The organism is Kluyvera sp., from assembly GCF_047971185.1.
In the GTDB taxonomy this organism is placed as follows: domain Bacteria; phylum Pseudomonadota; class Gammaproteobacteria; order Enterobacterales; family Enterobacteriaceae; genus Kluyvera.
On record NZ_JBKDZH010000064.1, the window covers coordinates 1 to 12,178 of the forward strand.

At 57.5% G+C, this 12,178-nt stretch carries 15 protein-coding genes; 5 read left to right on the forward strand and 10 right to left on the reverse strand.

Annotated features, from left to right (window positions below):
- Nucleotides 1–23: 23 nt before the first annotated feature.
- Nucleotides 24–419: a 30S ribosomal protein S6 gene (rpsF, locus tag ACK5JN_RS17415; RefSeq protein WP_042321529.1), complete on the reverse strand. Its 396-nt coding sequence runs from the start codon at nucleotides 417–419 to the stop codon at nucleotides 24–26.
- 337 nt (nucleotides 420–756) lie between these two features.
- Between rpsF and ACK5JN_RS17420 the strand changes: the two genes are divergently transcribed.
- Nucleotides 757–1,032: a DUF1471 domain-containing protein gene (locus ACK5JN_RS17420; RefSeq protein ID WP_416871313.1), complete on the forward strand. Its 276-nt coding sequence runs from the start codon at nucleotides 757–759 to the stop codon at nucleotides 1,030–1,032.
- Between the two features lie 149 nt (nucleotides 1,033–1,181).
- On the opposite strand, the gene ACK5JN_RS17425 is transcribed toward ACK5JN_RS17420, so the two are convergent.
- From ACK5JN_RS17425 to ulaA, 6 genes are read right to left on the reverse strand one after another with little or no spacing between them, the layout of a single operon-like run.
- Complete coding sequence (locus ACK5JN_RS17425) at nucleotides 1,182–1,865, reverse strand: L-ribulose-5-phosphate 4-epimerase (protein ID WP_416871314.1); 684 nt, start codon at nucleotides 1,863–1,865, stop codon at nucleotides 1,182–1,184.
- Nucleotides 1,865–2,719 carry an L-ribulose-5-phosphate 3-epimerase gene (locus tag ACK5JN_RS17430; protein ID WP_416871315.1) on the reverse strand — a complete coding sequence of 285 codons (855 nt, stop codon included), beginning with the start codon at nucleotides 2,717–2,719 and terminating at the stop codon, nucleotides 1,865–1,867. The genes ACK5JN_RS17425 and ACK5JN_RS17430 overlap by 1 nt, the downstream gene beginning before the upstream one ends.
- Before the next feature lie 9 nt (nucleotides 2,720–2,728).
- The gene (ulaD, locus tag ACK5JN_RS17435; RefSeq protein WP_416871316.1) at nucleotides 2,729–3,379 is read right to left on the reverse strand and encodes a 3-keto-L-gulonate-6-phosphate decarboxylase UlaD; all 651 of its coding nucleotides are present in this window, start codon (nucleotides 3,377–3,379) and stop codon (nucleotides 2,729–2,731) included.
- Nucleotides 3,380–3,393: 14 nt separating this feature from the next.
- On the reverse strand, nucleotides 3,394–3,861 hold the full coding sequence (gene ulaC / locus ACK5JN_RS17440; RefSeq protein WP_416871317.1) for a PTS ascorbate transporter subunit IIA: 468 nt from the start codon (nucleotides 3,859–3,861) through the stop codon (nucleotides 3,394–3,396).
- Between the two features lie 10 nt (nucleotides 3,862–3,871).
- Nucleotides 3,872–4,177 (reverse strand): PTS ascorbate transporter subunit IIB, encoded by a 306-nt coding sequence (ulaB, locus tag ACK5JN_RS17445; RefSeq protein WP_185669107.1) that lies wholly within the window; start codon nucleotides 4,175–4,177, stop codon nucleotides 3,872–3,874.
- Nucleotides 4,178–4,188: 11 nt separating this feature from the next.
- Nucleotides 4,189–5,589: a PTS ascorbate transporter subunit IIC gene (gene ulaA, locus ACK5JN_RS17450; RefSeq protein ID WP_416871318.1), complete on the reverse strand. Its 1,401-nt coding sequence runs from the start codon at nucleotides 5,587–5,589 to the stop codon at nucleotides 4,189–4,191.
- Nucleotides 5,590–5,951: 362 nt separating this feature from the next.
- Here ulaA and ulaG point away from each other — a divergent pair, with 362 nt between their 5' ends.
- Both ulaG and ulaR read left to right on the forward strand, forming a co-directional pair.
- Nucleotides 5,952–7,016, forward strand: a complete 1,065-nt coding sequence (ulaG, locus tag ACK5JN_RS17455) for an L-ascorbate 6-phosphate lactonase (RefSeq protein ID WP_416871319.1) — start codon at nucleotides 5,952–5,954, stop codon at nucleotides 7,014–7,016.
- A 133-nt stretch (nucleotides 7,017–7,149) separates the two neighbouring features.
- Nucleotides 7,150–7,905: an HTH-type transcriptional regulator UlaR gene (gene ulaR, locus ACK5JN_RS17460; protein WP_416871320.1), complete on the forward strand. Its 756-nt coding sequence runs from the start codon at nucleotides 7,150–7,152 to the stop codon at nucleotides 7,903–7,905.
- On the opposite strand, the gene yjfP is transcribed toward ulaR, so the two are convergent.
- The gene (gene yjfP / locus ACK5JN_RS17465; RefSeq protein WP_416871321.1) at nucleotides 7,902–8,630 is read right to left on the reverse strand and encodes an esterase; all 729 of its coding nucleotides are present in this window, start codon (nucleotides 8,628–8,630) and stop codon (nucleotides 7,902–7,904) included. The two genes, ulaR and yjfP, sit on opposite strands and share 4 nt — an antisense overlap.
- 206 nt (nucleotides 8,631–8,836) lie before the next feature.
- On the opposite strand from yjfP, the gene bsmA reads away from it, so the two are divergent.
- Both bsmA and yjfN read left to right on the forward strand, forming a co-directional pair.
- Nucleotides 8,837–9,151 (forward strand): biofilm peroxide resistance protein BsmA, encoded by a 315-nt coding sequence (gene bsmA, locus ACK5JN_RS17470; RefSeq protein WP_416871322.1) that lies wholly within the window; start codon nucleotides 8,837–8,839, stop codon nucleotides 9,149–9,151.
- A gap of 121 nt (nucleotides 9,152–9,272) precedes the next feature.
- Nucleotides 9,273–9,548 (forward strand): DUF1471 family protease activator YjfN, encoded by a 276-nt coding sequence (gene yjfN / locus ACK5JN_RS17475; protein WP_416871323.1) that lies wholly within the window; start codon nucleotides 9,273–9,275, stop codon nucleotides 9,546–9,548.
- 59 nt (nucleotides 9,549–9,607) lie between these two features.
- On the opposite strand, the gene ACK5JN_RS17480 is transcribed toward yjfN, so the two are convergent.
- Both ACK5JN_RS17480 and rlmB read right to left on the reverse strand, forming a co-directional pair.
- Nucleotides 9,608–11,230: an isovaleryl-CoA dehydrogenase gene (locus ACK5JN_RS17480; protein ID WP_416871324.1), complete on the reverse strand. Its 1,623-nt coding sequence runs from the start codon at nucleotides 11,228–11,230 to the stop codon at nucleotides 9,608–9,610.
- Nucleotides 11,231–11,366: 136 nt separating this feature from the next.
- Complete coding sequence (rlmB, locus tag ACK5JN_RS17485; protein ID WP_416871325.1) at nucleotides 11,367–12,098, reverse strand: 23S rRNA (guanosine(2251)-2'-O)-methyltransferase RlmB; 732 nt, start codon at nucleotides 12,096–12,098, stop codon at nucleotides 11,367–11,369.
- Nucleotides 12,099–12,178: the final 80 nt, after the last annotated feature.

Below are 12,178 nucleotides of genomic sequence, written 5' to 3' on the forward strand. Positions count from 1 at the left end.
ACCAGACGGTTGGTCATCAGAAATTACTCTTCAGAATCCCCAGCTTCAGCATCATCTGCGGTTTCGTTAGCGAAATCATCGCGACGTTCACGACGCTCGTCTTTCGCTTTAACCATCGGAGATGCTTCAGTAACAGCGTGTTTAGTACGCATAACCATGCTGCGGATAACGGCATCGTTGAAGCGGAAGGTAGTTTCCAGCTCATCGATCACTTCCTGCGGCGCTTCAACGTTCAGCAGAACGTAGTGAGCTTTGTGCAGTTTGTTGATCGGGTAAGCCAGCTGACGGCGGCCCCAGTCTTCCAGACGGTGGATCTTGCCTTCTGCACCAGTGATGGCAGCAGAGTAACGCTCGATCATACCCGGAACCTGTTCGCTCTGGTCAGGATGGACCATAAAAACGATTTCGTAATGACGCATCGAATTGCTCCTTACGGATTATTCAGCCTCCTGTCTGGGTCAGCCGCGGCCCATGGAGGCAAGGAACGTGTTAAAGGGCGGCTGAAAAATTGACGCGTCATAATACTTGCCTCCCCCTCTAAACTCAAGCTGATTGCGCAAAAAATTCGCACAAAGCGTGAAGCTGGTCTAAGTCGATGATTTAAAATTGAACAGTACGGACGACGCATTTTTTTGAACGACAGCATCAGAAATGGTCGCGATACATCCGCCAAAGAGGGATTACACTTAAATCAGAAGCCCCCCAACACCACAGGAGAGCCGAGTAACCGTCAGGACCGTGAGTCAGGAGTTGAGTATGAAAAACATCATTATTGCCATTTTTGCTACGCTGCTCGTCAGCGTCGGCGCACAGGCCGCCATTAAGATCGATGGCCGTCAGGCGCGTAACATGGACGATGTTCACAGCCTGGGGGTTATCTATATCAACCATAATATCGCCACTGAGCAAGAGGCCGACCAGGCGCTCAGTCAGGAGAGCGACGCCCAGGGGGCTAAATATTACCAGCCCATCCTGGTGCATATGCCGGGCAGCGATGGTTTAATCCACGCCAGCGCGGCGCTGTACCGCTAGGTTGCCGCCATAAAAAAGGCTCCGGAATCAGACCAGTACATCCCGCAGGCGTACAGATCCCGGAGCACAATTCGGTTATACCGGTAGCCCGGCAAGCGTAGCGTCGCCGGGCGTTCCCGGGGTCGGCTACGCCTCGTCCGGGCTACACGTCACTGGCCGTAGTAAGCGTTCGGGCCGTGTTTACGCAGAAAGTGTTTATTCATCAGATACGGGTCAATGGGGCTGAGCGCCGGGTTTATCTCCCGCGCAATCCACGCCATTTTCGCCACCTCCTCCATCACCACCGCGTTATGCACCGCATCGTGCGCGTCTTTTCCCCAGGCGAACGGGCCGTGCTGATAGACCACAATGCCCGGCGTATGCAGCGGTTCGACGTCGCCCAGCGTTTCAACGATCACCTTACCGGTGTTCAGCTCATACTCGCCCTGAACCTCGGCCTCGCTCAGCCCCCGCGTACAGGGGATATCGCCAAAGAAGTAATCCGCATGGGTGGTGCCCAGCGCCGGAATCGCCAGCCCCGCCTGCGCCCAGGCCGTAGCGTGGGTGGAGTGGGTATGAACAATACCGCCCAGCGACGGGTAGCGGTGATACAGCGCCAGATGGGTGGCGGTATCAGACGACGGGCGGTACTGGCCCTCGACAACCTTTCCCGCTAAATCCACCACCACCATGTCATCGGCCTTCATGGCGTCGTAGGCGACGCCGCTCGGCTTAATCACGATCACGCCGCGTTCGCGATCGATGGAGCTGACGTTACCCCAGGTAAACGTCACCAGGCCGTGGCGCGGCAAATCCATATTGGCTTCAAATACCTGCTGTTTTAGCGTTTTCATTATGCCGCCTCCACCAGCCCGGCGCGGGCCATCCGCGCTTTCACCCAGTCTCGCGCTTTCGCCACCTCGGCCGCCGGGTCGTCTGCCGTTTCGCTCCACATCTCAATCAGATACGGGCCGCAGTAGCCGCTTTCCCGCAGCGTGGTGAAGCAGCGTTCAAAGTCGACCACGCCTTCGCCAAACGGCACGTTCTTGAAGACGCCGGGTTTGGTGTCTTTGACGTGAACGGCGACGATATGCCCTATTCCGGCGCGCAGTTCCATCTGCACATCGTTGTCCCAGGCCGACAGGTTGCCGATATCCGGGTAGAGCTGGAACCACGGGTTATTGAGATAGTGCGCGTAGCCCAGCGCCTTGCTGATCGAGTTCATCAGCGGGTAGTCCATGATCTCCATCGCCAGCGTCACCTGCGCGCGGCTGGCCATTTCAACGCTCTCTTTTAGCCCATCGCGAAAGCGGCGGCGCGTTTCGTCGTTGGCCTGCTGGTAGTACACGTCATAGCCCGCCAGCTGAATCACCCGGATGCCGATATCCTGGGCGAACTGGATGGCTTTACGCATGATCGCCAGCCCCTGGTCGCGAACCGCGTCATCTTCGCTGCCGAGCGGAAAGCGGCGGTGAGCGCTCAGGCACATTGACGGAACGCGCACGCCGGTTTCCGCAATCGCGCTTACTAGCGCCAGACGCTGCTCGCGCGTCCAGTCAAGGCGCGCTAAACGTTCGTCGGTCTCATCAATCGACATTTCGACGAAATCAAAACCCAGCGTTTTCGCCAGCTGAAGACGTTCCAGCCAGCACTCCCCCCCGGGGAGCGCTTTTTCATAGATGCCGAGCGGCGTCTGTTTCGACAACATAGCCGCTCCTTAACCCCAAAGCTGGGCGATTGAGCGCTTAAACTGCCGCGCGGCTTCTACCGGCGATGCGGCATCGCGAATGCTGCGACCAGCGATAAAGACATGGATCGGAATCCCCTTGAACAGCGGCAAATCCTCCAGCGCCAGCCCGCCGGTGACGGTGACCTTAAAGCCCATATCCGCCAGCCGTTTGATGGCGGTGATGTCCGCCTCGCTCCACGCCACGCCCGCGGCCTGCGCATCGCGGCTGCGGTGATAGACCACCTGCTGAATGCCCGCATCGCGCCACTCGCTGGCCTGCTCCCAGGTCCAGAAGCCGGTCAGCTCAATCTGCACGTCGCCGTTAAACTCTTTCGCCACTTCCAGCGCCCCTTTGGCGGTGTTGATATCGGCGCAGCAGATCACGGTGACCCAGTCGGCGTTGGCTTCAAAGCACATACGGGAGAGGATTTTGCCCGCGTCGGCAATTTTGGCGTCCGCCAGCACGATTTTGTGCGGGTAGAGCGCCTTCAGGTCGCGCACCGCGCGCACGCCTTCGCCCACGCAGAGAATGGTGCCAACTTCGATAATATCCACCTCTTCCGCAATCAGGCGGGTGGTTTCATAGGCGTGGGACAGCGTCTGGTTATCCAGCGCCACTTGCAACATCGGTAATGACATTTTCAGATTCCTTTTTATACAGCCGCCGCGTTGGCGCTATCGATTAAATCCAGCACGTCCTGCTCGCTGCGGCAGGCGCGTAAACGATCAAAGTTGGCGTCATCTTCAAACAGGTTGACGATCTGCATAATGCCGTCCTCCTGGTGGGTACGGGCATCGACCGCCGCGAGGGTGATGAGGATATCCACCGGGTCGTTATCCTCGTGGTTGAACACCAGCGGCGTTTTCAGGGTCACCAGCGCGAAGCCGCTCTTTTTCACCCCTTCTTCCGGGCGGCCATGCGGCATCGCCAGGCCCGGCGCAATCACAAAGTACGGGCCAAAGCGCTCAACGCCATCGAGGATGGCCTGGTAGTAGCGCGGCTCAACCACGTCGGCGGCCACCAGCAGGTCGACGCCCAGTTTGACCGCCTCCTGCCAGGTGTCCGCTTCAGCCTGCAGGCGGATGGATTGGTTTTCCGCTAACGAATCACGTAGCTTCATGTCGTTATCCTTACTTCACGTCTTTTGGGAAATGCGCGCTGATGACTTCCATCAGCTTCGGGCCAAAGTCCGCCGCCGAGAGCATATTGCGCACGCCCACCACATATTTGTTGCCGGAGACGGTGATTTCGCTCGCCACGTGGGTAGAAGCGATAATGATGTCGGCCCCGCTCAGCTCGCTTTTGTACTCGCCCACGGCGCAGCTGTTTACCGTGTGATCCACGCCCTGCTCCTTAAGGAACTGGTCGACTTTCATTTTCATAATCATCGAGCTGCCCTGCCCACAACCACATACAGCCAGGATACGTACGGTCATAATCAAACTCCTTATTGAGCAGAAGCTTCTGCCATTTGTTTTTGCGCATCTTCCTCGGCGCGTAAGGCGCGGCCGGCGAAGAACATATAAGCCAGGGCAATCACGATAATGACGGCCATGAAAATCAGCCCGATGGAGGCAAAGCCCTGCATCATCGGCGGCGCCAGAATCGACCAGTCGGCCATCCCCATCCAGGCGCTCATGCCGGTGAGCTTCACCGCCCAGACGCAGCCGAAGATTTCAATCATCCCCATCACCAGGCAAATCTTGAGCGCCGCCCGCCAGCCGCCGAAGTGGTTAGCAAAGACGCCGATGGTGGCGTTAGAGAAGAACATCGGGATAAAGCCAGGAATAATCAGGATCGAAGAACCGCAGGCCACCAGGATACCCACCGCAATCAGCTGGCCGATGGTGCCCCACATAAAGCCCCACACCACAGCGTTCGGCGCGAAGCTATAAATGGCGGCGCAGTCAATCGCCAGCACCGCGCCGGGGATCAGGCGCTGAGAGATACCGTTGAAGGCCTCCGACAGCTCGGCGACGAACATGCGCACGCCCTGGGTAATGATGAAAATGGCGACGGCGAACTGGAAGCCGGTTTGCAGGATGTAGATAGTCCAGTGCGTTTTACCGGCCATCGCCTGTACCACGTCGAGGCCGAAAGAGAGCAGTATCGCCCCGAAGAACACCGTCATCACAATCGCCGTGGAGACGATGTTGTCGTGGAAAATATTCAGCCAGCCCGGTAGCTTCAGCTCCTCCACGCTCTCTTCTTTTTTACCGAGATACGGCGCCACCTTGTAGGCAATCCATGAGGCGAACTGCTGCTGGTGACCAATCGAGAAGCCGCAGTTGTCGGTCACTTCCTGGGTTGGCTTGTACATCATGTTGGAGGTGATGCCCCAATACAGCGACACCAGCACCGCGGTGCAGATAATGGTGGTCCACATGGAGTAGCCGCAGATGTAGAAGAACACCGCAATAAGCCCGGCCTGCTGGAACATGATGTGGCCGGTGAGCATGATGGTGCGAATGCCGGTAATACGCCGCAGCAGCACGTAGCAAATATTCAACGCCAGTGCTAACAGCACCGCGTATCCCACCCAGCTATAGGCGTCACCCATGCGTTCAATGGTCGCCATCATTGATGCATAGGTATCAGAGATGGCGCCGTTAATGCCGTAAACCTCAGACATTTTCGCCACCACCGGTTTAAAGGTGCTGGTCAGAATGCCGGACCCCGACTGCAGCAGCATAAAACCGATAATGGTTTTGATGGTGCCTTTAATTATCACGCTGACGCTTTTACGCAGCAGGATATAGCCGATACAGGTCACGATACCCAGCAACAGCGGGGCGTTAGTCATCACCTGGTTAAAAAAGACGGTAAAGATGTTGTAGAGAATCTGCATAACGCTCTCCAGTAAATGAGGGGGCTGAACTGAACGCCCTGTCCAGCCGGGTGCCACACACTCTAATAATCAAAAATAATCACAACAAGATTTGATTTGATTAAATGTGATGCGCGCCGCAATAATAAGCTTACGGCTAAAAGGGTTTACGCTGGAGAAAAGAAGGGAAATAAATAAACGCATAAAATCATGTAATTGCATAAAATCATTGCGATAAAAACGTCTAAGAAAGGCTATGTAACCGGCAATAACCCGCAAAAATGCGCAAAACGCCCCGTTGCAATCGTGAAAAAACGGTGACAATATTAATCACAACAAATCACCATGTGATTACTCATGACGTCTTCAAGAGGAAAAACACGATGAGCAAAGTAGAAACCATTTCACGGGAATCCTGGATCCTGAGCACCTTTCCGGAGTGGGGAAGCTGGCTGAACGAAGAGATTGAGCAGGAACAGGTCGCGCCGGGGACTTTTGCAATGTGGTGGCTTGGCTGTACCGGAATCTGGCTTAAATCAGAAGGCGGCGCCAACGTCTGCGTCGATTTCTGGTGCGGGACAGGCAAACAGAGTCACGGCAACCCGTTGATGAAGCAGGGGCATCAGATGCAGCGCATGGCCGGGGTGAAAAAGCTCCAGCCTAACCTGCGCACCACCCCTTTTGTCCTGGACCCATTTGCCATTCGCCAGATCGATGCCGTGCTGGCGACGCACGATCATAACGATCATATCGACGTTAACGTCGCCGCCGCGGTGATGCAGAACTGCGCCGATGACGTACCGTTTATCGGCCCGCAAACCTGTGTCGATCTGTGGATGGGCTGGGGCGTGCCGAAAGAACGCTGCATCGTGGTAAAACCGGGCGACGTCGTCAAAGTCAAAGACATTGAAATTCATGCCCTCGATGCCTTTGACCGTACCGCGCTGATTACCTTACCGGCAGATCAAAAAGCGGCTGGCGTACTGCCGGACGGCATGGACGCGCGCGCGGTAAACTATCTGTTTAAAACCCCGGGCGGCAGCCTGTACCACAGCGGTGACTCCCACTACTCCAACTACTACGCGAAGCACGGCAACGAGCATCACATTGACGTCGCGTTAGGCTCCTACGGCGAGAACCCACGCGGCATTACCGACAAAATGACCAGCGCCGATATCCTGCGGATGGGCGAAGCGCTGAATGCCAGGGTGGTGATTCCGTTCCATCATGATATCTGGTCAAACTTCCAGGCCGATCCGCAGGAAATCCGCGTGCTGTGGGAGATGAAAAAAGACCGCCTGAAGTACGGATTCAAACCTTTTATCTGGCAGGTGGGCGGCAAATTTACCTGGCCGCTGGATAAAGACAACTTCGAATACCACTACCCGCGCGGTTTTGATGACTGCTTTACCATTGAGCCGGATCTGCCGTTTAAATCGTTCCTGTAGTCAGGCTTCCCGGCCGAGCATCGCGACGCCGGGAAACCTCCCCATCTTTCCCCTTCCCACCCGTATATAGTTTTAGTAATTTGCTGATATTTCAAATATCATCTTTACTCATCATTTTTTATCGGATTAGCTCATGACGGAAGCGCAAAGACATCAGATTCTACTGGAACTGCTGGCACAGGCGGGTTTTGTTACGGTAGAGCAGGTGATTTCCCGTCTGGGGATCTCACCCGCCACGGCCCGCAGGGACATCAATAAACTGGATGAAAGCGGTAAGCTGAAAAAAGTGCGCAACGGCGCCGAAGCCATCAGCCAGCAGGTGCCGCGCTGGTCGCCAATGAACATTCACCAGGCGCAGAACCACGATGAGAAGGTGCGCATTGCCAAAGCCGCCGCGCAGCTGGTGATGCCCGGGGAAAGCGTGGTCATCAACTGCGGCTCAACGGCCTTTCTGGTCGGCCAGGAGATCTGCGGCAAGCCGGTGCAAATCATCACCAACTACCTGCCGCTGGCAAATTATCTGATCGACAAAGAACACGACAGCGTGATCATCATGGGCGGCCAGTACAACCGCAGCCACGCCATCACCCTTAGCCCGCAGGGCAGCGAAAATAGCCTTTATGCCGGGCACTGGATGTTTACCAGCGGCAAGGGGCTGACGGCGGAAGGGCTGTATAAAACCGACATGCTCACCGCCATGGCGGAGCAGAAAATGCTGAACGTCGTCGGGAAACTGGCGGTGCTGGTCGACAGCAGTAAGGTTGGCGAGCGCGCGGGCATGCTGTTCAGCCGCGCCGATGAAATCGATCTGCTGATCACTGGCAAGCAGGCCAACCCAGAGATCCTCAAAAAACTGGAGGATCACGGGGTTCAGGTGATCCGCGTTTAAAGATGCTGGCGGAAAAACGCCACCGTGCTATCCAGCGCCTCCGGCGTAATACGGTGGCGCACGCCCGCCTGCCAGACGCAGCTCAGATGCGTATCCAGCCCGCCTTCCCGCAGCGCCTGCTGTAAGCGGAAGGTTTCCCCGGCAGGAACCACATCATCCTCTTCACCGTGCCACAGCAGCAGCGGCCTGTCGGCTAAGCGCGCGAGCTGATGGCCAACGTCCCATTTTGCCAGCGGTACCATCAGGCGTTCGCGTTGCGGTGCCGGCGGCGGAAACAGCGTCGCAGAAAGCTCGCTAAAATAGCCCGATCCCATCAAACTGGCGACGCACCTGAGCTCCGGGTGCTGAGTCATCAACCCCAGCGCGGTCATGCCGCCCATCGACGCGCCGGCCACCGCCAGCCGCCCTTCACTCACCAGCCCGCTGGCCAGGAGCGCATCGCGCAGCGCCGGGAACTCGGTAAAATTTTGCAGCAGAATCTGCCAGAAGTGCTGTAAGCGTTCGGCATGGTCGCCGTTAAAGCGCTCGCCGTGCTCCGCCGCACTGGGCATCACCACCCGAAAACCGCCCTGCGCCAGCGCCACGGCAAAATAGCTGTACACCACGTTAGAAGAGGTAAATCCGTGATAAAACACGATTGTTGGCAGCGCTCTTTCCGCGCATCCTTTAGGATAAGCGTGCAGAATTTGTTGTCCTGCCAGGGTGCGTGTTTCTAGTTCGATCATCGGGCCTCTCCTTTAGCTATGCTGATGTAGCAGACGAAAATGGATTCAGTCATATGACGACAATACCCTTGATTGATAACATTGAGAACCCGGTTACGCTTTCATGTTATTTTCATTCGAAAATAGCGCTGTGGTTAACAAATCAGGAACATTTACCCAAAAGGGAATTTTTTCCCCACTACACTATGGCTATCAGGAAACGGGAAATGACGATAAAACGGTTTATCCCACTGTTGTTGGCGCTCTTGTTGAGCGGTTGCACCCTGCTGGAAGGCACGCCAGAAGCGCCGCCTCCGGCAACCGACCACCCGCAGGAGATTCGTCGCAACCAGACGGAAGGTTTGCAGCGCATGGGTACGGTTAGCGCGCTGGTATACGGCTCGCCGATGGATGTTGAAGAGACCATCAGGGCGAAGGCCACCGCGCAGAAAGCGGATTACTACGTGATCGTGATGATTGACGATACCGTCGTACCCGGGCAGTGGTATTCACAGGCAATCCTTTACCGTAAGTCACTTTAATGAACTTTACGTAGGTTTGCCCCGTTTCACGTTTCCTTGATGCACAATGACGCCTCTGTCGGAATACGGATATGCGTCTGCTATGGACTGCCCTACTGGGTTATGTGAAATGGAGCTGACGATGAAACAATCACTTACCTTATCTACCCTGCTTTTGTCAGGCGGCGCGCACGCTGCTGCGGCGCAATCGGCAGAGTTCGCCAGCGCTGATTGTGTCACCGGGCTCAATGAGATCGGACTGATTTCGGTGAACAACGTCGCCGGGAGTCTGGAAGACGTCGAACTGGTTATCGCCCGCAAGGCGGACGAACAGGGCGCCTCCTGGTATCGTATTGTCCAGATGTATGAAGAACCCCAGCAGGATAACTGGCGTGCACAGGCGATTATCTATGCCTAAGACCAGCCTCTAGTGGAAGAAGCGTTCGTTTATCGCGCCTCTTCCACCCCCTTCCCGATCTAGCGTATCCCACCCGTAGCCCGATGTAACACTTCGCTTATCACCTGTTCATGCAGCAGCACGCCACCGCGTGGGTCGAGCATCATGCGACACCAGGCCTGAGCCAGCGGCGGAGAAGCGTAGCGCAGCATTTGCGCCCCAGCCCCCAGCAGATAGAGCTGAGCGGTAATCTCACGCCCCTGGGCTTCCGAAGGCCTGCGCAATCGTTGCTGGAGCTGACGCCAGTGGCGATCGAAATGCCTGTCCAGGCCTTTGACTTCCGCACACTCATCGGCCAGCAGCGCCAGCGCATCCGGCTGTTTGACCAGCACCCGCAGCACGTCGAGGCACATGATATTGCCGGAACCCTCCCAGATGCTGTTCACCGGCATCTCGCGATACAGACGCGGCAGCTCGCTCTCTTCGCAGTAGCCAATCCCGCCCAGCACTTCCATCGTTTCGGCCACAAACGGAATGCCCGCTTTACAGATGGCAAACTTGGCGGCGGGCGTAAACAGCCGCGCCCACAAGGCTTCGCGCGGGGTACGCGATTGGCCCCAGGCGCTGGCCAGGCGGAACATCAACGCCGTTTGCCCCTCCAGCTGTAGCGCCATTCTGCCCAGCACCTGACGCATCAGCGGCAAATCGACCAGGTTATGGCCAAATGCCTGGCGCTGGAAGGCGTGGTACAGCGCCACCGAGAGCGCACGACGCATCAGGCTATGGCTGCCCAGCGCGCAGTCGAAGCGCGTCAGACCGCCCATTTTGAGGATCTGCCGAATCCCCTCGCCTTCTTCACCCAGCGGCCAGCCAAGCGCCTGCTGGAACTCCGCTTCGCTGCTGGCGTTGGCGCGGTTTCCCAGTTTGTCTTTCAGCCGTTCAAGGCGAATGGCGTTGCGCGTGCCGTCGGGCAGCAGTCGCGGCACAAAAAAGCAGGTCAGGCCGCCGCTGGCCTGCGCCAGTACCAGATGCGCATCGCTCTGCGGCACGGAGAAAAACCATTTATGGCCCGTCAGCTGATAGCTGCCATCTTCCAGCCGCTCCGCCCGCGTGCTATTGCTCAGCACGTCCGAACCGCCCTGTTTTTCGGTCATCCCCATCCCTATCAGCAGCCCACGTTTCTGCGCGCCGGGCTGTTGATGCGGGTCGTAGCGATCGCTCAGCAGCGGGGAGCGCCACTCGGCAAACAGCGGCGGTAGTGCCTGCTGCAGGAGCGGCGTGGCGGCGAAAGTCATGGTGATGGGGCACAGGGTGCCCGCCTCCACCTGCGCATGCAGCATAAAACGCGCGGCGCGGGCGACGAACGATCCGCTGCGCGCCTCCTCTTCCCAGGGCAGGTTGTGTACACGGTTGGCGCACAGCCCCTGCATCAGCAGGTGCCAGGCGGGATGAAAGCGCACGTCGTCCAGACGCTGACCCTGCGGATCGTAGCGCAGCAGCTCCGGGGGATGGGCGTTAGCCAGTCGCCCCAGCTCCAGCGATTCGGCAGTGCCAAGCTGTTGACCAATACTGGCCAGCAGTTCGCTGTCCCAGCCGGCGTCGTGGCGGGTGATGGCGTCGCGCAGCGCGGCGTCTGAGAGGAAAAGGTTGCTGTTGTTAAGCGGTGCGGGTTGGTTGAAAACGGTGTGAGTTTGCCAGTGCATTGTGTCTCCCTCCGTCAATAGGCAACAGATTAAGTATGGACGGTTGGGGGCGATACACAATAAAAAGCCACCCCGGAAAGGGTGGCTCGGCGCACAACTCGGGCAAGGCGTTTACGCCGCTCCCGGGAGTGGAGCATTAGCCGCGCTGACGCACCGCTTCAAACAGGCAGATGCCGGTCGCCACGGAGACGTTCAGCGACGAGACGGTGCCCGCCATCGGGATGCTGATCAGCTCATCGCAGTGCTCGCGCGTCAGACGGCGCATGCCTTCGCCTTCCGCGCCCATTACCAGCGCCATCGAGCCGGTCATTTTGCTCTGGTACAGGGTGTGGGTCGCTTCACCGGCGGTGCCCACAATCCAGACGTTCTCTTCCTGCAGCATACGCATGGTACGCGCCAGGTTGGTCACGCGGATCAGCGGTACGCTTTCCGCCGCGCCGCAGGCCACTTTTTTCGCCGTCGCGTTCAGCTGGGCGGAGCGATCTTTCGGTACGATAACCGCGTGCACGCCCGCCGCATCTGCGCTACGCAGGCAGGCGCCGAGGTTATGCGGGTCGGTAACACCGTCGAGAATCAGCAGGAATGGGTTATCCAGCGTAGCGAGCAGATCCGGCAGATCGTTTTCCTGATACTGACGACCCGGCTTCACGCGCGCAATGATCCCTTGGTGCACCGCACCTTCGCTTTTCTCATCCAGGTACTGACGGTTCGCCAGTTGGATCACCACGCCCTGCGCTTCCAGCGCGTGGATCAGCGGCATCAGACGCTTGTCGTCGCGACCTTTCAGAATAAAAACTTCCTGAAAACGTTCAGGCGCACGCTCCAGCAGTGCCTGCACGGCGTGGATGCCGTAAATCATTTCACTCATGAATGTACTCGTTGTTAATTCTACGTTGTGATTACCCTCGGCCCAGCCCCCTCCCTACAGGGGAGAAGGTCCGGGTGAGA

What these genes read in the sequence shown, in the direction of transcription:
- rpsF (WP_042321529.1), bottom strand. Translation starts at nt 419, where the DNA reads ATGCGTCATTACGAAATCGTTTTTATGGTCCATCCTGACCAGAGCGAA.
- ACK5JN_RS17420 (WP_416871313.1), top strand. Translation starts at nt 757, where the DNA reads ATGAAAAACATCATTATTGCCATTTTTGCTACGCTGCTCGTCAGCGTC.
- ACK5JN_RS17425 (WP_416871314.1), bottom strand. Translation starts at nt 1,865, where the DNA reads ATGAAAACGCTAAAACAGCAGGTATTTGAAGCCAATATGGATTTGCCG.
- ACK5JN_RS17430 (WP_416871315.1), bottom strand. Translation starts at nt 2,719, where the DNA reads ATGTTGTCGAAACAGACGCCGCTCGGCATCTATGAAAAAGCGCTCCCC.
- ulaD (WP_416871316.1), bottom strand. Translation starts at nt 3,379, where the DNA reads ATGTCATTACCGATGTTGCAAGTGGCGCTGGATAACCAGACGCTGTCC.
- ulaC (WP_416871317.1), bottom strand. Translation starts at nt 3,861, where the DNA reads ATGAAGCTACGTGATTCGTTAGCGGAAAACCAATCCATCCGCCTGCAG.
- ulaB (WP_185669107.1), bottom strand. Translation starts at nt 4,177, where the DNA reads ATGACCGTACGTATCCTGGCTGTATGTGGTTGTGGGCAGGGCAGCTCG.
- ulaA (WP_416871318.1), bottom strand. Translation starts at nt 5,589, where the DNA reads ATGCAGATTCTCTACAACATCTTTACCGTCTTTTTTAACCAGGTGATG.
- ulaG (WP_416871319.1), top strand. Translation starts at nt 5,952, where the DNA reads ATGAGCAAAGTAGAAACCATTTCACGGGAATCCTGGATCCTGAGCACC.
- ulaR (WP_416871320.1), top strand. Translation starts at nt 7,150, where the DNA reads ATGACGGAAGCGCAAAGACATCAGATTCTACTGGAACTGCTGGCACAG.
- yjfP (WP_416871321.1), bottom strand. Translation starts at nt 8,630, where the DNA reads ATGATCGAACTAGAAACACGCACCCTGGCAGGACAACAAATTCTGCAC.
- bsmA (WP_416871322.1), top strand. Translation starts at nt 8,837, where the DNA reads ATGACGATAAAACGGTTTATCCCACTGTTGTTGGCGCTCTTGTTGAGC.
- yjfN (WP_416871323.1), top strand. Translation starts at nt 9,273, where the DNA reads ATGAAACAATCACTTACCTTATCTACCCTGCTTTTGTCAGGCGGCGCG.
- ACK5JN_RS17480 (WP_416871324.1), bottom strand. Translation starts at nt 11,230, where the DNA reads ATGCACTGGCAAACTCACACCGTTTTCAACCAACCCGCACCGCTTAAC.
- rlmB (WP_416871325.1), bottom strand. Translation starts at nt 12,098, where the DNA reads ATGAGTGAAATGATTTACGGCATCCACGCCGTGCAGGCACTGCTGGAG.